This window comes from Ciceribacter sp. RN22 (assembly GCF_024054295.1).
GTDB classification, from domain to species: Bacteria; Pseudomonadota; Alphaproteobacteria; order Rhizobiales; family Rhizobiaceae; genus Allorhizobium; species Allorhizobium lividum.
Genome location: NZ_JAMXLD010000001.1, coordinates 2,694,653 through 2,713,141, shown reverse-complemented (window position 1 = coordinate 2,713,141; position 18,489 = coordinate 2,694,653). Strand labels below are relative to the sequence as shown.

Genomic DNA, 18,489 nt, shown 5'->3' with positions numbered 1-18,489 from the left:
CGGAAGGCTTCCGCCGGCCGGCCGGTTCAATCAATCAAAGCCCGAGGCTCGCCCGGTAGAGCTTCAGCTGGCTTTCGCGTCCAATCTGGTCGGTGATCTTTTCCCATGCCGCAGCAATCGCATCCGCCGTCTCCTGGGCCGACTTGTACTGGCCGGCAAAGCCCTTGGCGAGCTCGTCTTCCGCGACGGAGTAGTACTGGAAGATGCCGGGAATACGTGGCTCGATCGCCGCATTCGGATGGTTGTAGCTGTCCGCGTTGGAGCCGAGGTAATCCTCGACATAGGCCCGGTCGTAGCCAGCCGCCGCCCATTCGTCATAGTTGAAGTGCGACTGACGGTAGGGCTGGAAGCCCGACGGATAGGCCGAGGTCCACAGCGAGATATCCTTGCCGCCGAGATGGGCTGCGGCAGACCACGCGGCCTTGCGCTTCTTCTCGTCGCCGGTGACGCGCTTGGTGACGTAGATGCCCCAACCAATGTAGGCCATGTTCGGCGCTTCGTTGTACTTATCTTCCCAGGCGCCGGTCTTGCGGTTGTAGACGCGGTCGGAACCACGATTGATGCCGAAGCCGACGACATCGCCGACGACGGACGTGTCGGACGTGCGGGCGCTGGAGCCGACGTCACCCCACCACATCAGCATGGAGCCAGTGCCTGCGAGGAACTGCGAGAAGGCAGTGGTGCCCGGGTCGGCGTTGATCTGGTCGGCCGGGTAGACATTGGCGGCGATCAGATCCATCACGTCCTGGATGGCCTGCACCCAAGCCGGGTTGTTGACCAGCGGCTTCATGTTTTCCGGATCGAACAGCCATGCCGGATCGCCCGGATATTTCGCGTAAGCCGTTGCGCGGTTCTCGATGAAGTAGAAGCCGAAACCACCCCAGCCCTTCAGCGGGTCGAGATAGCCGTAGGCCGGCAGGCCGGTCAGCGGGTCGGTCTTGCCGGCGAGCGCCTTGGTGGCGGCATTGACTTCCTGCCAGGTCTTCGGCGGATTTGCCATGCCGCTGATCGAGCCTTCGCCAAAATAGTCCTTGCGGTAGGCGAAGGTGTGGCAGTCGCCGTCGATGGTGACGCGGTAGGTCTTGCCGTCCCAGGTGCCGACTGGCGGCTTCAGATAGCCGACGAGGTCGTCGGCCTGGATCTGTGCGGCAACCCATTCCGGCATTTCGTCCAGGAGGCCACGGCCTGCCGTGTCGCCTTCGAACGGCGCGCCCATTTCCATGATGTCGAAATCGACGGTGCCGGTCGCGATGGACTGCTGCAGGCGAGCGTTGTAATCGGCCTGCGCGAGGTCGATCCAGTTGATCTTCGCACCCGTATAGGCTTCCCAGGGCTTCAGGAAGCCGCGGAACAGGAAGTTGTGAAGGTTCTGGTTGTTGAGGCCCATGAACGTCAGCTCGACGCCGGCGAATTCGCCCTCGGCAACGTTCGCCTTGGTCGGGCCGAGGCAGAGCTCACCAACCTTCTGCCAGTCCGCGTCCGTCGGCGAACCCTTGCCGACGCCGGGGATCTGCAAGAGCTGCGCGCGCAGATCGTCTGCCGCAAAGGCCATACCCGGGATGCCACCCATTACGCCCGAAACGCCGAGCAGGGCAGCCGCACTCGCCGTGCCGCGCAGGATGTCGCGACGGCTGGCCTGGCGCTTCATCAGCGCATCATAGATTTCGACTTTCATTTGTGTGTTCTCCTCCACATATCCGTTTGACGCTTCGCCTCGCCGGTGACGGGGTTCTTGCAGGCCCTCCTTTTGCCGCTAGCCACGGACAAAAGTATCTGGTAAGCAAGAAATGAAACGTTTCATATTTCGAGTGAAGCCGCTCCTCTCAGCCTCGATGTCGAGCATCAGACGCCCGGAGGAAAAAGTCAACAGAAAATGAAACGTTTCATGGAGGAGGTGCCGAAGGCCTTCAGGCGGCGGTGCGGAGAGGAGTTCCGCGCGCATTTACGCCAGGCAGTTCGGCAGAAATGGATCGCCGAACATGTTCGTGCCCGCCAGGCCGGATGTCAGGCAGGAGGAGAAAAATGGCGGAAGTCAAAATATCCGGCGTTCGAAAGGCCTACGGCGCCCTCAACGTGCTTCACGGCATAGATGTCGACATAGCCGACGGAGAATTCGTCGTTCTCGTCGGCCCGTCCGGATGCGGAAAGTCGACGCTCTTGCGCATGGTCGCCGGGCTGGAAGGCATTACCAGCGGCACGATCTCGATCGGCGGAAAGGCGGTCAACAATCTGCCGCCGAAGGATCGCGACATTGCGATGGTGTTCCAGAGCTACGCGCTCTACCCGCACAAGACCGTGGCCGAGAACATGGTCTTTGCGCTACGCCTGCAAAAGCAACCCGCCGATGTCATCAGGCAGCGCCTGCAGGCAGCCGCCGAAACGCTGGATCTCGTCCCCTATCTCGACCGCTATCCGCGCCAGCTCTCCGGCGGTCAGCGTCAGCGCGTAGCGATGGGCCGTGCCATCGTCCGATCGCCGCAAGTCTTCCTGTTCGACGAGCCGCTGTCGAACCTCGATGCCAAGCTGCGTGTGCAGATGCGCAAGGAAATCAAAGAACTGCACCAACGCCTGAAGACGACGACCATTTACGTCACCCACGACCAGGTCGAGGCGATGACGATGGCCGACAAGATCGTCGTCATGCAGGGCGGCAACGTCGAGCAGATCGGTTCTCCGCTGGAGCTTTACGACCGGCCCAACAACACGTTTGTCGCAACGTTTATCGGCTCACCCTCGATGAATCTCATTCGTGGCAGGTATAAAGCCGACGGCAATCTGTTCGTGACCGAGACGGGCGACGAGATTGCGCTCGGTTTTGAGCCGAAAGCGACCGACGGTCAGGCGGTGCAGCTCGGCGTCCGGCCGGAACACCTGTCACTCGGCGCCACCGGTCTCAAGTCGACGATCGTCGTGACGGAACCGACCGGTCACGAAACCATGGTGTTCCTGCGCTACGGCGGCAGCGAAATCGTGTCGGTCCTGACGGAACGGCACGACTTCGCCCCCGGAGAGGCAGTCGTCGTCTCTCCCCGAACGGACAAGCTGCATCTCTTCGACGCACAGAGCGGCAAGACGCTGCGATAAGGTCTCCCGCGCCTTTGCCGGCGGGCGGCATTTCGAGAGATCGGAATGCCCCCCGCCTGCGGGTTCACCGTGACGGCACCGCCAGTCGTCGTCACGGTGAACCATCTCCCGATCGCGCCAAAAACGCCTGATATGTCGGACTCGGGTTGCCTATTTGCCCCAAATTCCCTAGGACCCCGCTAGCGCGGTGGATCGGCCTTCCCATCGAGCGCCGTGAGGGCGCCGGTGGGAACGCGGATTCAAAGAATCCGCAACCTTTTTCACCAGAGAGGCGTGGCAAACCTTGATCCAGACTCCGTATTACCTGATCGACAAGACGAAGCTCCTCCGCAACATGGAGAAGATTGCGTATCTGCGCGAGACATCCGGTGCGAAGGCTCTTCTGGCGCTCAAGTGCTTCGCAACCTGGTCGGTCTTCGACCTCATGCGCGACTACATGGACGGCACCACCTCCTCGTCGCTCAACGAGGTGCGCCTCGGCCACGAGCGCTTCGGCAAGGAGACGCACGCCTATTCGGTCGCCTATGCCGACTACGAGATCGACGACGTCGTCTCCCATGCCGACAAGATCATCTTCAACACGATCGGCCAGTTGCAGCGCTTCGAGAAGCAGTCCGCCGGCATCATCCGCGGGCTCCGCCTCAATCCCGGCGTCTCCTCTTCTTCCTTCGATCTCGCCGACCCGGCCCGTCCCTTCTCCCGCCTCGGCGAATGGGACCTCGCCAAGGTCGAGCCGGTCATGGACCTGATCTCGGGCTTCATGATCCACAACAACTGTGAGAACAAGGATTTCGACCTGTTCGACAGGATGCTCGGCGACATCGAAGAAAAGTTCGGCCCGCTCCTGAAAAAGGCCGACTGGGTCAGCCTCGGTGGCGGCATCCATTTCACCGGCGAGGACTATCCGATCGACCGTTTCGCCGAACGGCTGAAGCGCTTTGCCGGCGACTACGGCGTCCAGGTCTACCTGGAACCCGGCGAAGCCTCCATTACCAGGTCGACCACGCTCGAAGTCACCGTGCTCGACAAGCTCTACAACGGCAAGGACCTTGTCGTGGTGGATTCGTCCATCGAAGCGCACATGCTGGATCTTCTGATCTATCGTGAAAGCGCGAAGGTCTCCCCCAACCAGGGACCACATCGGTACATGGTCTGCGGCAAGTCGTGCCTCGCCGGCGATATCTTCGGCGAGTTCGATTTTCCGGACGAACTGAAGGTCGGTGACCGGATTTCGATCCAGGACGCAGCCGGTTACACGATGGTCAAGAAAAACTGGTTTAACGGCGTGAAAATGCCGGCAATCGCCATCCGGGAACTGGATGGCAGCATCAGAACGGTCCGCGAGTTTTCCTACACGGACTACGAACAAAGCCTGTCCTGAACTCCCTCAGGAACGGGTTCTGACGATTGGACATAGGAGTTGGTCCCATTATGAAGAAGAACGTGCTCATCATCGGCGCCGGCGGCGTCGCCCAGGTGGTCGCGCACAAATGCGCGCAGAACAACGACGTACTCGGCGACATCCACATCGCCTCGCGCACCAAGGCGAAGTGCGACGCGATCATCGCCTCGGTTCACGAGAAGAAGGCGATGAAGCAGCCGGGCGTTCTGGAAGCCCATGCGCTCGACGCCCTCGACATCGAAGCCACCAAGGCGCTCATCCGCTCGACCAAGTCCGAGATCGTCATCAATGTCGGCACGGCCTTCCTCAACATGTCGGTCTTACGCGCCTGCATGGACACCGGTGTGGCCTATATCGACACCGCGATCCACGAAGAGCCGAACAAGATCTGCGAAACCCCGCCGTGGTACGGAAACTATGAGTGGAAGCGCGCGGACGAGTGCAAGGAAAAGGGCATTACCGCCATCCTCGGCGCCGGCTTCGACCCGGGCGTCGTCAACGCCTATGCGCGGCTTGCCAAGGACGAGTACCTCGACAAGGTGACCGACGTCGACATCGTCGACATCAATGCCGGCAGCCACGGCAAGTATTTTGCGACGAACTTCGACCCGGAAATCAACTTCCGTGAGTTCACCGGCGTCGTCTATTCCTGGCAGGGCGGCGAATGGAAGGTCAACAAGATGTTCGAGATCGGCAAGGACTACGATCTGCCGGTCGTCGGCACCCGCCGCGCCTATCTCTGCGGCCATGACGAAGTGCATTCGCTGGCGAAGAACATGGACGGTGCGGACGTCCGCTTCTGGATGGGCTTTGGCGACCACTACATCAACGTCTTTACCGTGCTGAAGTCGATCGGCCTGCTCTCCGAACAGCCGGTCAAGCTCGCCGACGGTTCCGAAGTCGTACCACTCAAGGTCGTCAAGGCCTGCCTGCCCGACCCGGCCTCGCTTGCCCCGAACTACGAAGGCAAGACCTGCATCGGCGACTATGTGAAGGGCCTGAAGGACGGCAAGGAAAAGACCGTCTTCATCTATAACGTGGCCGACCACAAAGAAGCCTACAACGAAGTGGGCAGCCAGGGCATCAGCTACACGGCCGGCGTCCCGCCCGTCGCCGCCGCGATGCTGGTCGCCACCGGCGAATGGGACGTGAAGCAGATGGCGAACGTCGAAGAACTGCCGCCGAAGCCGTTCATCAACCTCCTGAACAAGATCGGCCTGCCGACCCGCATCCAGGACGAGAACGGTGATAGGGCTGTCGAGTTCTGAGCCGATTGAGGGCTTGAGGCTTGAGGGAATGACGACCCCGCCGGAGAAATTCGGCGGGGTTTTCAGTCTCCACCGGTTGGCGCGCGAGAGGTTTCTTTCGTCCTTCCTTAGTCTCCGATCTTGAAGAGCAGGTGTTTTTCAACGAACCTCTGCTGATGGTTCCCGATCTCAGGCATAGTATCGGCGAACCGCGGATTCATGCGCTCGGTCGCGCCGATGACGGAAGGTTGCTCCATGTTACCTTCACACTTCGGGCAAAAGAAACGAGAATCCGGGTGATTTCAGCCCGGGATATGAGCCGAAAGGAGCGGAGCTATTATGAGCAGGAAGCCTGAGCCCGTGCCGCACTTCAGCACTGAAGCAGAAGAGCGGACCTATTGGGAACATCATGACTCCGCCGATCATGTCGACTGGAGCAAGGCAGCGAAGGTGCGACTGCCGAACCTGAAGCCATCATCCACCTCGATCTCGCTACGTCTGCCCAACTCTCTGCTGGAGCAGATCAAGATCGCCGCCGGCAAGCGTGACGTGCCCTATCAATCGCTGATCAAGATCTGGCTTGCCGAGAAGGTTGATACATCGACGGCAAAGCGATGATCCCCGAAGACCGGCAAGGTTCTGCGCAGCACCGGTCGCCGTTTACTGCAAGGGCAAGGCAGAAATGGCACACGCCTTGATGCCTTGAAAGGACTGGCTTTCGGATGGCGGATGACCGAAGTGCCGGCTGCAGCCGCGGGAGTTGAGCCTGGAAAAGGCCCTGGGGCATTCGCCGGCAAAAAAGGAATGATCTCGAAGGTCAGAGCGGGATCATGCCAGCATCTTTCAGCCCCCAGAGGGAACCGGAATCCAGGACCATGATGTTGGAGAAAAGCCCTTCGACCCCGTTCCGGCCCACTGCCGTGATCGCGTAGCGGTGGTTCTCCCGGCCGGAGACTCCATAGTCGGCAATCACGGCAGTCACGCCGGTTTGCGGCTGCAGGTTGAGGCGGTGGATCGCGATGGGCATCGCGCCGTCATAAAAGGCCTTGTAGACGTTGAAGCCCTGTATCCTGCCCATATGGTCGGGCGGATAGATCCAGCGCAGGAACACCGAATTGTCCTGACTGGTCGCCGGATTGCCGCGATTGTAACGGGCTTCGGCGATGATGGGCTGCGGGGGAATATAGGGATCGGTTCGCGGCAGGAAGAACAATTGCTCATTTTCGCCGATCCCGGCGTTCCAACCTTCCCCGACCCCTAACGTTCGCTCCAGCACGCGGCTGGCCGGAGCCTCGCGGTAGACATCGATCACCAGCGGAGACGTATTCCGCACAGTTATTTGTCCACCCTTTCCGCTCGCCTTGACGGTCAGCCGGGAGAATTTTTCAAAATGCATCTGCGACCCGGCAGCGATATTCACCACCGCCGGATCCTCGGCCTGGGCATAGTCGAAACGCCCGATGATCAGGGCAGGCGAATGCGCCGGGTTCCCGATTTCGAGCCGCGCGTCTTCCAGTGCGGTCAGAACGCCAGACATCGCCGCCTCCCTGTCGCGCGACCTACAGGCGCTTGCGCGCCTTTTGCACGGCCGGCAAATCCAGCGTGGCGAGCCGAGGGTCGTAGTTCAGGACAAACCGGTGCATACCTTGAGGAGCGACAAGCAGCCGCTGCCCCACATCCAGCTCATATTTGGAACTGGCTCCGGGCCACGGATTGACGATCTGCTGCGGTTGGGTGACCCCGTTGCCGAGCAGCTTCGTCACCTCGTAAAAGCAGATGTAATTGCCGTTGTTGATCAATTCCACCGGCGGATCGATCTGGATCTGGTGGAACATGATGGTCATGTACTGACAATTCTCGATCCGCTGCTGCCCGCCCGGTGGAATATGGAGCTGGCTGGTGATCGGATTGCCGTTCGACCCGACACCCCAGTCGATCCAGGTTCCCAGAAGATGGTTTCCCGGATCGAGATTTTTGACCGTAAGGCTGTTATTGAGCATGCGCCGGACATCCGCCAGCCGGCCCAAAGCCGCCAGATCGAAGCCGCTCTCGTCGCCCCGGGTCATGACCGACCTCAGGTCCACATCTCCCATGCTTGCTTCAGATGCATCCGCCATGACGTACCTCCTATCGTTTGACAGGGATCGCAAGAATGCGCTCCCCTTCCTCCAGAACCAGGTCTCGGGCTTGCAAGGGCATCACAGAGGACAGACGCGATACGGCATCCTCCTTCACCCGATAAAGATCGATACGAATGCTCTGATCGCGGCTCTCGATGGCGATCCGCGATGTGTTGCCTTCAAGGGGCGTCAGGATCACGACGAAAGCATCCAAAGGACTGACATCGGCCCCTTCTTCCAGATACCCGCTCTGGCTCGATCCACGGTATTCCGCCTGCCAGGCAACAGACCCGCCGCCAAGACAGAGAACTGACATATCTCTCATGGCATCCTCCAGCACAACTTCCGTGACATGATCTCATAGGAACACATATCGCGCGTTGATTGAAATCAATAAACAACGAAGGAAACCGTTGCGGACCGTTCCCTTGCCGATCGCCAAGCTGCCATGCCAGTCCCGAGGCAGTCGCCCCCTTCCTAACGGCCTTCTGTCAGGAAGGGCGGGATTTTAATCCGGGCAAACGGGAACAAGCCGGCCCCCTTTCCTCGACGAACGGCATGAGAAGCCTTCGGTAGAACGGCAACAAGAGTGCCAGCGCACACTCTCCCCCGTATCCACCCCGCCCCCGCCATGCTAGGAGGCCCAACTGACACAACCCATCACCCGCGCGCCCCGAGACCCCACCATGCCCCCTGCCCTCTATGCCGACCTGATCGCCGACCTCCGCCCGCTGGTGGCCGAACTCGGAGAACATCCGGAGCGTTTCCAGACCTGGGACGCCCATATGGAGCTCGCCGCCGCCGGCGGGCTGGTGGTCTTGAAGACGAAGCGGGCCAAGGGTGTCGTCGACAGCCTCTTCTGGGGTCGCGCGCCCGGATCGACCGAGAACAAGCAGTTGCCGGAGGCGACCGCCTTTGCCGCAATCGACCGGTTCTTGGGGCTCGGCGCCCATCTGGCACTCGCCGACGCGCTGCCCGAGGGCACCGTGCTGGACGAGGCCTTTCCCCACTGCGCCGTGCGCTTTTCCTACCGCAAGAAGGGCGCGCCAAAGGCCCGCTCGCTGTCGATGATCTTCATCGGCCTCAACGACGAAGCCGAGGCACTCGCCTATGCGGAGCGCCCAGCCAGCACCTTGCCGCTGGTCACGTCCCGGCCGCTGGTGGGTGCCAAGTTGCACGAGTGGCGCTGAGGACTCCCGTTCGCCTTGCGGCTCACGCCGTTCCGTCGACGACGATCATCGGCCGGCCCTCGCTGCAGCATTCGACGCGGGCGGCGACCTTGTAGACGTCCCGCAGCATGGCGGGCGTGATGACCTCGTCCGTCGGGCCACTCGCGACCAGCCGGCCCTCGGCGATCACCATGGTGCGCGTACAGTAGCGGAGCGCATGGTTGAGGTCATGGAGGGCGATCAGCACCGCCATGCCTTCGCTGGCCGCGGTCCTGCGCATGAAATCGAGCACCTCGATCTGCCGGAAGAGGTCGAGTGCGGAGGTCGGCTCGTCCATCAGCAGCACTTCCGGCCGGCGCACCAGCGCCTGGGCGATCGCCACCAGTTGCCGCTGGCCGCCGGAGAGCGCGCCGAGATCGCGGAAGGCGAGGTTGGAAATCCGCAGGTCCTCGAGCAACCGGTCGATGGTGCGAAGGTCGCGCTCGGCAACCCGCCAGCCTCCCCCCTGCTTGGCCGCGAGCAGAACCGATTCATAGACGGTCAGCACCGCATTGGCGCCGGTGTCCTGCGGCATGTAGCAGACGGCCCGCCGCTCGGGGCGGACATCTTCGACATGCACGGTTCCGGGACCCGAAAGCAGGCTCGCAATACGCTTGAAGAGCGTCGACTTGCCGGCGGCGTTCGGCCCGATGACGGCGGTGAGCTCACCGCCCGGCAGGCGATCGGTGGTGATGCCTTCGAAGACCTGCGCCCGGCCGTAGCGGGCGCCGAGGCCCTCCAGTCTGATGGCTACCATGCGCGCCTCCGGTTGGTGAAGATGAGGGAGAAGAAGAAGGGAACCCCGACGAGTGCGGTGATGACCCCGATCGGCAGGATGGCACCGGGGATCAGCACCTTCGAGACGACCGAGGTGACCGAGAGCAGGAGCGCACCGCAGATCGCCGAGCCCGGCAGGAAGAAGCGCTGGTCCTCGCCGACGACCATGCGGGCGATGTGAGGCCCGACGAGACCGATGAAGCCGATGGTGCCGACGAACGAAACCGGGATTGCAGCAAGGAGGCTCACGAGCATCATCGTTTCGAGCCTGAGCCGCCGGACATTGACGCCGAAGGAGGCTGCCTTGTCGTCGCCGAGGCGCAGTGCGGTGAGCGCCCAGGCATTGCGGGCAAAGAGTGGGATGACGAAAACGAGCACTGCGCCGGTGACCGCGACCTTGGGCCAGGTCGCCTTGGTGAGCGAGCCCATGGTCCAGAAGACGACCGCGGCGAGCGCCTGTTCGGAGGCGAGATATTCGAGCAGCGACAGAAGCGCGTTGAAAGTGAAGACGAGCGCGATGCCGAGCAGCACGATGGTCTCGACCGTCACGCCGCGGAGCGTCGAGACGCCGTAGATGAAGAGCGAGGCGAGCATCGCCATCAGAAAGGCGTTGATCGGAATCATGTATTCGACGGCCGCCGGAAAGATCGCCACGTCCGCGACGAGCGCCATCGCGGCGCCGAAACCCGCCGCGGCCGAGATGCCGAGGGTGAAGGGGCTCGCGAGCGGATTGGCGAGAATGGTCTGCATCTGTGCACCGGCGACCGAAAGGCAGGCGCCGACGGTGACCGCCATCAGCGCGATCGGCATGCGGATGTCCCAGATGACGACGCGGAGCTGGTTTCCGACCTCGGAAGGCGACAGAACGGCGGAAACGACCTGGCTGAGGGTATAGCGGGCAGGGCCGAGCGCCATGTCGGCGGCGACCGAGAGCAGCAGGGCGAGAAAAAGCAGGACGAGGATCGCGAACCGCCGGCCGGCGAGCGCGCGGTATTGTCGCCCGGTTGCCATCTCCCCCTCGCGTGCGACGCGCATGTCCGCAAGGGCGACCATCAGATGCCCTCCCTGGTCGACGAAATGCCCGACAGGGACGCGATAGGTTCGCTGGAAATCGTGGAAATGCGCATTTCTGACCTCGGTGGGATGGGGGCCGGCGAATATCGCCGCCCCGATGTCACTTTCAGAGACCGGCCTTCAGGGAGGCGAAGTATCCGGGGTGGTAGGCGACCGGCAGGAAGCAGTCGTGCAGTTCCTTGAAGGTCGCATCCGGGTCGAGATCCTTGAAGAGCTCGGGGTGGAGCCACTTGGCGATCTGCTGGACGGCCACGAACTGGTAGGGGCTGTTGTAGAACTGGTGCCAGATCGCGTGGACATTGCCTTCCTCGACGGCCTTGATTCCAGTGAAGGCAGGGCGCTGCATCAGGGCCGCAAGCTTCTGCGTGGCGGTCGCCGCATCCGCGCCGGGGCCGACACCCACCCATTTGCCGCCGGGGACGTAGAGCTCCCAGTTGGAGCCGGTGACGATGACCTGATCCGGATTGGAAGCGATGATCTGCTCGGGATTGACCGTGCCGAAGGTGCCGGGAATGATGTCCTTCGCCATATTCACGCCGCCGGCGAGCTCGACCATCTTGCCGAAGTTCTCGTCCCCGAAGGACATGCAGCAATCGTCGCTGTAACCGCCGGCGCGTTCCATGAAGACCACCGGCTTGTCGATTTCCCCCGCCTTGGCGAGCACTTCGGTGACGCGGGCGAGTTGCTCGTCGTGGAACTTCACGAATTCCTCGGCACGGGCCTCCTTGCCGAACAACTTGCCGATGATGCGCATCGACTCGTCGGTGTTCTGCATCGGCTTTTCGCGGAAGTCGATGTAGACGAGCGGGATGCCGACCTTGGCGAGCTTTTCGATATAGCCCGACTCTTCGGTCGCCGATTTCGCTTCGGTGTTCATGATGATGACGTCGGGCTTCAGGGCGACCGCCTGCTCGATGTCGAAGGTGCCGTCCTTCATGCCGCCGAAGGTCGGGATCTTCGCCATCTCGGGAAACTTTTCGAGATAGATGTTGTAGCCGTCGAGATCCGCCTTCTTGAAGTCGTCACGCCAGCCGACGACGCGCCGGAAGGGAGCATCGGTATCGAGGGCAGCGGTGAAATAGATCTGCCGGCCTTCGCCCAGGATGACGCGCTCGACCGGCACGTTCACCTGGACTTCCCGGCCGGTGATGTCCTTGACGGTCACCGTTTCGGCGAAGGCAGCGCCAGAAAAAAGAGCGAGCGAAAACGCGGCGGCGGAGGCCACCTTGTTGAATCCGAACAATTTATTTCTCCTACGATGTGTGTTGAGGCGATTTATGATTTTATGACTTTTCGAGTCAAGAATTATCTTTTAGAAAGCTTCCAGTATCACTCCACTTTTTCAGGAAAGCCCCCGGAATGCAGACGGTTACGACCTTTTCAAATCACGATCTTCGCGATGAGATCAAAGCCTACTGGTCGGCGCGGGCCGAGACCTTCGACAGCCAGCCGGGCCATGAGATCTTCTCCGAGGCCGAACGGGCGGCGTGGCACGCACTCTTCCGGCGGCATATCGGAGACGGCGACGGCCGCGAGGCGCTCGACCTCGCCTGTGGCACCGCCGTCGTCTCGCACCTGCTCGACGATCTCGGTTTCCGCGTGACAGGCATGGACTGGGCCGAGCCGATGCTGGAGCGGGCCCGCGCGAAGGCCAGGGCTCGCGGTCGGGCGATCCGCTTCCTGATGGGCGACGCCGAAAACACCATGGAGCTCGACGACTCCTATGACGTGATCACCAACCGCCATCTCGTGTGGACGCTCGTCGATCCCCTCTCGGCCTTTCGCGAGTGGCACCGCCTGCTGAGGCCCGGCGGCCGGCTGCTCATCGTCGACGGAGACTTCGTCAATCCGGGCCTCGTCGCGCATCTCGCAAGGAGGGTCTCTCGCTGGCTGACCTCCGCCGGGAACGCGCAAAACGGGCCGTCGACCGAGGCCCTTGCCGAGACGCACCAGGGTATCCTCTCCCGCGTCTATTTCTCCGGCGGCGCGCGGGCCGAGGCTGTCGTCGACCTCCTCCGCCAGGCCGGCTTCGAGACGATCACCATCGATACCGACATGCGGGCGATCCATCGCACCCAGAAGAAGAACTTCGGTTTCCTCAAGGGCCTCGAGCGGGCGACCCAGCACCGCTACGCGATCTGCGCGGAGAAGAACGCGGCGGACTGAAGCGAAACAGCAAGGGAAAAAGCGCTTCGGTCGCAGCGGAAATGCGGCCGAAGAAGACCTGCCCGGCAATTCGTACCAATTTGGAAAGGAATTCCTGCTAATCGGAAGGATGCAGCGCTCGGCGGACATGATGTTTCCTGCGGTCCACCCGGACATGACGATGTAATCAGCAAGACCTCCGACATGGTTCCGGTGAAGAAGAAGCGCGCAATAAAACAGACCCGTGGTGTGATCCTGGCAACGACCTTCGTGCTTGCCATCGCCTTCGCCGTGGCATTTCTCTCGGCGAACATCGTCACGGCGATGCGTGATGCCGCCGACGCCATCGATGCCAACCGGTCCGTGAACGCCGTGCAGGCGGCGGTGTCGTCGATCAAGAAGAGACTGGGGGCGACCGTCAGGGACAACGCCGTCTGGGACGACGCCTATACCGCAGTCTCCTCGCCAGAGGCTGACGCATGGATCTACGACAATTGGGGATCGACGAGCGAGGACTACCCGCTCTACGACGGGGCGATCGTCCTCGACCAGCAAGGCATTCAGGTCAAAGCCTATCTGAAGGGCGAGGAGTTCGACGCGATCTCGGCGTTTGGGCCCAAACTCGTCCGGCGGGCAGTCGAGGCGTCCGGCAATCGCGGTTCCGACCCACTCATCAATTTCTACCCCTTTTCCGGTCGCGTGATGATGCTCGCCACAATGGCAATCCAGCCGTTCGCGGATCAACCAGATAACGCAGACTACAAGTCCCTCACCTTCTTCAAGGAATTGACACCGGAATACGTCGCCGCCATCTCCGAAGACTTCCAGATCGAAGGGCTCGCGCTCGGCGACACGCCGCAGCCGGGGCATCTCATCCGGGCTCTCCACGGAACGGACGGGCGGGCCGTCGGATATCTGAACTGGCCCGAACAGCGCCCCGGCTCCACCGTCTACGAACAGGTGAAGCCGCAACTGGCCATGCTGGTCGGGCTGTTCGTCCTCTTCCTCTTGGTGGTCGTCTCCTTTTCTGCCCTGGAACTGCGCAAGGAACGCGCGGCCGCTGCCAAAGCGTCCCATGACGCGAGCCACGATTACCTGACGGGACTCCTGAACAGAGTCGGCCTCATCCGGGCGATCCGCGAGGCCCCGGAAGGATCGTCTGTCGTCCATCTCATCGACCTCGACGGCTTCAAGGCGGTCAACGACACCTGGGGGCATGCCGTCGGCGACGCGCTCATCCGCCTTGTCGCCGAAAAGCTCGCGACCATTCATCCCGACATCGTCGCTGCGGCGCGCCTCGGCGGCGACGAATTCGCCGTCATCCAGCAAGGTTCGACCAGCCCGGTCGAATTCGGCGACCGCATCGTACGATCGCTCGCCGAACCCTTCGACATCGATGGTCGGACAGTCGAGGTCGGGGCGAGTGTCGGCTTTGCGGTGAAGACTGCGGATCTCCCCGAACTCGAGATCATTCGCCGTGCGGACATGGCGCTCTACCGCGCCAAGGAAGACGGACGTGGACAGGTGGTTGCATTCGACGAACAGCTCGACAGGGAGCGGGAAGAGCTGGCCTTCGCGGAAAACCGCCTGAAGACCGCCATAGAGCAGGATGAGATAAAGATCGTCTTCCAGCCGCTCATTGCGGCGACTGACGGAGAAATCAACGGCGTCGAGGCCCTGGCACGATGGGTACCGCCGACCGGCACCGTCAGCCCCGAAGTGTTCATTCCCCTGGCGGAAAAGTCCGGCCTCATCGAGGCATTGACGCGGAAGATACTTCTGGGTTCGATCCGGGCTGTTTCCTGCTGGCAGTCTCTGGAGCTCTCCGTCAACGTCTCACCGATCCAGCTCTGCAACCCGAACTTCGCCGGAGAGGTGAAGAAGATGCTGGCGGAGGAAGGCTTCGACGCCAACCGCCTCATTCTCGAAGTCACCGAAGGTGTCCTGATCTCGAAGCCGGACCGCGCCCGTCGGTCGATCGATGCGCTGCGCGCCGTCGGCGTCCGTTTCGCGATGGACGACTTCGGCACCGGGCATGCGAGCATCGGCACGCTCAGGCAGTTCGGGTTCGACAAGGTCAAGATCGACCGGTCCCTGATGAGCTCGAACAACGGCGAAGTGCTGAAGGCCACAATTCACCTCGCATCCGCCCTCGATCTTCCCGTCACGGCGGAAGGAATTGAGACGGAAGAACAGGCAAGGACCGCCCGTGAAGCGGGCTGCCAGTTGCTGCAGGGACATCTCTGCGGAAAGCCGATGACGGTCGAACAACTGCGGGACAGGCTGACGCCCGACGCCCGGCCGGGACAAATCATCCTTTGACAGATCGCGACCCCTGGGGCGCGGACGGTCGGCGCACCGCCATGCTCCGGCGCGCCGGACCTTCGGCCTCAGTTTCAAGACAGGCTGATACGTAATCTCAAGCGTGCCCGACCCGCAAACGGGGCTTCGGCATTAGGGCGTAGGATTAAATCGTGTCGTATGCTACAAAAGGGCAACGAACGAAAGCAGCTCCCATGCGCACAACCAGGTCTCTCAGCATCACACTTCCCCTCGAAATGGCCGAGATGGTCAAGGCTAAGGTCGCGTCCGGCGAATATGCGACCGAAAGCGAGGTTGTCCGCGACGGCCTACGAACCCTCGCGGCGCGGGACGCCGCCCTTGACGCCTGGCTTCGCGACGAGGTCGTGAGCACTTACGATCGCTACAAGGCCAATCCCGAGAAAGCCGCACCGATCGACAACGCCTTTCGGCGTGTTCAAGCCCGACTGGACGCTGTCGACAAAGGCAACTCCTGATGAAGCATTATCAGGTTCGCTTGACGGCAGAGGCCGAAGCGGATCTGGTCAATATCTATCGCTTTATCCTGGAGCGATCGGGTTCCAGAGACGTGGCTCGTGGTTATGTCGGCAGGATTGAAGTCTTCCTTACTGACTTCGCAACCTTTCCCATGCGGGGAACGTTGCGTCACGATATTCGACCTGATTTGCGGATCGTTGGTTTTGAACGGAATGCCAGCGTGGCATTTGTCGTGGAGGCAGACGTTGTGGTCGTCCTTCGGATTCTCTATCATGGTCAGATGTTCCGAGCCGATGACGAATAGGTGACGCTTGGCTTGACCCCGGCCACTCGGCTCACCGGTCACAACCTCACGAGCGTTCCGGCTGGTTCGAGGCCGGTGTGAAGCGGGCGACGAGCGCGTGGCTGTCACCGGGATAGGTGAAGCGCACCCATGTCACCGGCCCCTGGCCGCTCCAGGTCCGCCGCTCGACGACGAGGCAGGCCGTGCCCTTCGCGATCCGCAACATGCGAGCCATTTCGGCCTCCGCCGGAACAGCGCTGATCCGGTGTTCGGCGGTCGTCCAGGGCACCTGGCGCAGCAGCCAGCGTCCGGGCGGCATTCCGCCAAAATCCGAACTTGCCGCCTCGGGAACAACGCCGAGATTGATCAGGCGCTCCTCGATGCAGAAGGGACGCTCTCCGGCGAAATGGATGCAGAGAACCTCCGCCACCGATGCCTCCTCCCCGACCTCGAGGAGCCTGCGGTCGTCGGCAGCGGCGATGCGTTCGACCTTGCGGACGAGGGTGAAGGCATAGGCGAGGTGGAGCGATTTGACCTCCGCCTCGATGTCGTGGATTTCCAGCACCGCCGACTGCGCCTGCGGCTGGCGGACGAAACTGCCTGCCTTCCTGTGCCGTTCGACGAGCCCCGCCTTGACGAGCTGGGTCATCACCTTGTTGACCGTCATGCGGGAGCAATTATACTCGGTCGCGAGATCGACCTCGAAGGGAATACGATGCCCGGGCGGCCATTCACCGGTCAGGATCCGGTTCTCGATGTCGCCCAGGATGCGCTGGTGCAAGGTCGCTTCTTTGCCTGAACCGGTCTTCGTCTTCACTGATCGCTCGCTCCCACGCATGGTCGCCCTGCTTTAGCGCAGCCATCGACCGGACTGAACCGGAATCTTGGCCAGGCCGCGTGGGCTCAGTTGGAGAGGAGTTCCGCCATGACGCGCCGGAACCGCGCGGCGATCTCCTCGCGATGGACATGCCGCCCGCCGTCGACGAGCTTGCGTCCGCCCGCCCAGACCGAACCGACCCGAATGCCGTCCGCGAAGATGAAGTGATCGAGGATATGGTCGGCGCCGACATACGGGGCGGCGGAACGGTCGAGCGTCATCATGTCCGCCGGCGCACCCGCTGCCAGCCCCGACCGCACACCGAGCGCCTGCGCACCGCCGGCAATCGCACCGTCGAAGAGGCGCCGCCCGGTCGACACGCCGGGAACGGCGACGATATTGCGGGCGCGTCTTGCGAGACGCTGCGCATATTCGAGCTGCCGCAACTCGTCACGGATGCCGATCAGCACGTTGGAATCCGAGCCGACGCCGAATGCGCCTGCGTTTGCGAGATAAGTCTCCGCCTCGAAGAAACCATCGCCGAGATTGGCCTCGGTGACAGGGCAGAGGCCAGCGACTGCGCCGGAACGGGCGAGCCCCCGCGCCTCCTCCGCCGTCATGTGGGTGGCGTGGATCAGGCACCAGCGCGCATCGACGCCGGCATTTTCCAGCAGCCATTCGACCGGGCGCCTCTGGAGCGCGGCGATGCAATCCTCCACCTCCTTCACCTGCTCCGCCGCATGGATATGGATTGGTCCTTCGGGAGAGAGCCTTGTCAGAGCGGCAAGCTCGTCGGGCGTGACGGCGCGCAGGCTGTGCGGGGCGATCCCGGTGACGGCGCCCGGCAGGCGGTTTGCGGCGCGGCAAACTGCCTCGAAGAGGCGGCCGAATGCGTCGAGGTCGCAGATGAAGCGCCGCTGACCGTCGGTCGGGGCAAGCCCGCCGAAATTCGAATGGGCATAGAAGACGGGCAACAGGGTGAGCCCGATGCCGGTCTCCTCCGCCGCGGCGACGATGCGGACCGCCATCTCGGCGATGTCGGCATAGGGCCGGCCGTCCTTGTCGTGGTGGAGATAGTGGAACTCGCCGACACGTGAGAACCCCGCCTCCAGCATCTCGACATAAAGCTGTGCCGCGATCACCTGCATCTGGTCGGGGTTCATCGAAAGGGCGAACTTGTACATCACGGTTCGCCAGCTCCAGAAATTATCCTCCGCCGGTCCGCGCATCTCGGCGAGCCCCGCCATGCCGCGCTGGAAGGCATGGCTGTGAAGATTGGACATCGCCGGAAGAAGGACGTCATGGCGTTCATCGTCGGGGCCGGCTTCGATGCCCGTCTCGACCGTCTCGATGTCACGCCCATTGAAGCCGATCCGGACGTCGCTCGCCCAGCCGTCCGGCAGGAGCGCCAGCTTCGCATGTATCGAGGCCATCGGCCCATCCTCCCTCTTTGATCGCTTTTCGTCTTGCATCGCTTCCGATTAAGTATATACATATTCCAGAAACAGGCGTCACGCAACATCCTTGAGGAGG

Annotated in this window: 18 protein-coding genes and 1 pseudogene; 10 read left to right on the top strand and 9 right to left on the bottom strand. The window is 62.2% G+C overall.

Annotated elements, in window-relative coordinates; all coding sequences use genetic code 11:
• Nucleotides 1-34: 34 nt before the first annotated feature.
• Entirely contained in the window at nucleotides 35-1,675 is a 1,641-nt protein-coding gene (locus tag NHF53_RS13220) for an extracellular solute-binding protein (protein WP_252834566.1), read from the bottom strand.
• Nucleotides 1,676-2,022: 347 nt separating this feature from the next.
• Between NHF53_RS13220 and NHF53_RS13215 the strand changes: the two genes are divergently transcribed.
• The 5 genes and pseudogenes from NHF53_RS13215 to NHF53_RS13195 all read left to right on the top strand — a co-directional run bounded on the left by NHF53_RS13215 (nucleotide 2,023) and on the right by NHF53_RS13195 (nucleotide 6,351).
• Nucleotides 2,023-3,084: an ABC transporter ATP-binding protein gene (locus tag NHF53_RS13215; RefSeq protein WP_252834565.1), complete on the top strand. Its 1,062-nt coding sequence runs from the start codon at nucleotides 2,023-2,025 to the stop codon at nucleotides 3,082-3,084.
• 283 nt (nucleotides 3,085-3,367) lie between these two features.
• Complete coding sequence (locus NHF53_RS13210; RefSeq protein ID WP_252834564.1) at nucleotides 3,368-4,465, top strand: carboxynorspermidine decarboxylase; 1,098 nt, start codon at nucleotides 3,368-3,370, stop codon at nucleotides 4,463-4,465.
• 50 nt (nucleotides 4,466-4,515) lie between these two features.
• Entirely contained in the window at nucleotides 4,516-5,754 is a 1,239-nt protein-coding gene (locus NHF53_RS13205) for a saccharopine dehydrogenase family protein (RefSeq protein ID WP_252834563.1), read from the top strand.
• A gap of 125 nt (nucleotides 5,755-5,879) precedes the next feature.
• Nucleotides 5,880-6,089 (top strand): annotated as a pseudogene (locus NHF53_RS13200) (BrnT family toxin); the annotation flags it as partial.
• On the top strand, nucleotides 6,073-6,351 hold the full coding sequence (locus NHF53_RS13195) for a BrnA antitoxin family protein (RefSeq protein WP_252834562.1): 279 nt from the start codon (nucleotides 6,073-6,075) through the stop codon (nucleotides 6,349-6,351). The pseudogene NHF53_RS13200 and the gene NHF53_RS13195, both read left to right, overlap by 17 nt.
• Nucleotides 6,352-6,550: 199 nt before the next feature.
• Here NHF53_RS13195 and NHF53_RS13190 read toward each other — a convergent pair whose 3' ends face one another.
• From NHF53_RS13190 to NHF53_RS13180, 3 genes are read right to left on the bottom strand one after another with little or no spacing between them, the layout of a single operon-like run.
• Nucleotides 6,551-7,270: a hypothetical protein gene (locus NHF53_RS13190; protein ID WP_252834561.1), complete on the bottom strand. Its 720-nt coding sequence runs from the start codon at nucleotides 7,268-7,270 to the stop codon at nucleotides 6,551-6,553.
• Nucleotides 7,271-7,292: 22 nt separating this feature from the next.
• Nucleotides 7,293-7,850, bottom strand: a complete 558-nt coding sequence (locus NHF53_RS13185; protein ID WP_252834560.1) for a hypothetical protein — start codon at nucleotides 7,848-7,850, stop codon at nucleotides 7,293-7,295.
• Nucleotides 7,851-7,860: 10 nt separating this feature from the next.
• The gene (locus NHF53_RS13180) at nucleotides 7,861-8,169 is read right to left on the bottom strand and encodes a hypothetical protein (RefSeq protein ID WP_252834559.1); all 309 of its coding nucleotides are present in this window, start codon (nucleotides 8,167-8,169) and stop codon (nucleotides 7,861-7,863) included.
• Nucleotides 8,170-8,539: 370 nt separating this feature from the next.
• Here NHF53_RS13180 and NHF53_RS13175 point away from each other — a divergent pair, with 370 nt between their 5' ends.
• Nucleotides 8,540-9,043, top strand: coding sequence for a hypothetical protein (locus tag NHF53_RS13175; RefSeq protein ID WP_252834558.1), 504 nt, complete (start codon nucleotides 8,540-8,542; stop codon nucleotides 9,041-9,043).
• Nucleotides 9,044-9,065: 22 nt separating this feature from the next.
• Here the strand turns inward: NHF53_RS13175 and NHF53_RS13170 are convergent, their stop codons facing one another.
• The 3 genes from NHF53_RS13170 to NHF53_RS13160 form a co-directional block, all read right to left on the bottom strand.
• On the bottom strand, nucleotides 9,066-9,818 hold the full coding sequence (locus tag NHF53_RS13170) for an ABC transporter ATP-binding protein (protein WP_252834557.1): 753 nt from the start codon (nucleotides 9,816-9,818) through the stop codon (nucleotides 9,066-9,068).
• Nucleotides 9,812-10,891, bottom strand: a complete 1,080-nt coding sequence (locus NHF53_RS13165) for an iron ABC transporter permease (RefSeq protein WP_252834556.1) — start codon at nucleotides 10,889-10,891, stop codon at nucleotides 9,812-9,814. Before NHF53_RS13165 ends, NHF53_RS13170 begins: the two co-directional genes overlap by 7 nt.
• A gap of 127 nt (nucleotides 10,892-11,018) precedes the next feature.
• Complete coding sequence (locus tag NHF53_RS13160; protein ID WP_252834555.1) at nucleotides 11,019-12,155, bottom strand: ABC transporter substrate-binding protein; 1,137 nt, start codon at nucleotides 12,153-12,155, stop codon at nucleotides 11,019-11,021.
• Between the two features lie 116 nt (nucleotides 12,156-12,271).
• Between NHF53_RS13160 and NHF53_RS13155 the strand changes: the two genes are divergently transcribed.
• The 4 genes from NHF53_RS13155 to NHF53_RS13140 all read left to right on the top strand — a co-directional run bounded on the left by NHF53_RS13155 (nucleotide 12,272) and on the right by NHF53_RS13140 (nucleotide 16,160).
• Nucleotides 12,272-13,078, top strand: a complete 807-nt coding sequence (locus NHF53_RS13155) for a class I SAM-dependent methyltransferase (protein ID WP_252834554.1) — start codon at nucleotides 12,272-12,274, stop codon at nucleotides 13,076-13,078.
• Nucleotides 13,079-13,261: 183 nt separating this feature from the next.
• Nucleotides 13,262-15,379 carry an EAL domain-containing protein gene (locus NHF53_RS13150; RefSeq protein WP_252834553.1) on the top strand — a complete coding sequence of 706 codons (2,118 nt, stop codon included), beginning with the start codon at nucleotides 13,262-13,264 and terminating at the stop codon, nucleotides 15,377-15,379.
• A gap of 194 nt (nucleotides 15,380-15,573) precedes the next feature.
• Nucleotides 15,574-15,855 carry a type II toxin-antitoxin system ParD family antitoxin gene (locus NHF53_RS13145; protein WP_252834552.1) on the top strand — a complete coding sequence of 94 codons (282 nt, stop codon included), beginning with the start codon at nucleotides 15,574-15,576 and terminating at the stop codon, nucleotides 15,853-15,855.
• A complete protein-coding gene (locus NHF53_RS13140; RefSeq protein ID WP_252834551.1) occupies nucleotides 15,855-16,160 on the top strand; it encodes a type II toxin-antitoxin system RelE/ParE family toxin in 306 nt (101 codons plus the stop codon). Before NHF53_RS13145 ends, NHF53_RS13140 begins: the two co-directional genes overlap by 1 nt.
• Before the next feature lie 46 nt (nucleotides 16,161-16,206).
• Here the strand turns inward: NHF53_RS13140 and hutC are convergent, their stop codons facing one another.
• Both hutC and NHF53_RS13130 read right to left on the bottom strand, forming a co-directional pair.
• Nucleotides 16,207-16,956, bottom strand: coding sequence for a histidine utilization repressor (gene hutC, locus NHF53_RS13135; protein ID WP_252834550.1), 750 nt, complete (start codon nucleotides 16,954-16,956; stop codon nucleotides 16,207-16,209).
• 86 nt (nucleotides 16,957-17,042) lie between these two features.
• Nucleotides 17,043-18,389, bottom strand: a complete 1,347-nt coding sequence (locus tag NHF53_RS13130) for a formimidoylglutamate deiminase (protein ID WP_252834549.1) — start codon at nucleotides 18,387-18,389, stop codon at nucleotides 17,043-17,045.
• Nucleotides 18,390-18,489 lie beyond the last annotated feature (100 nt).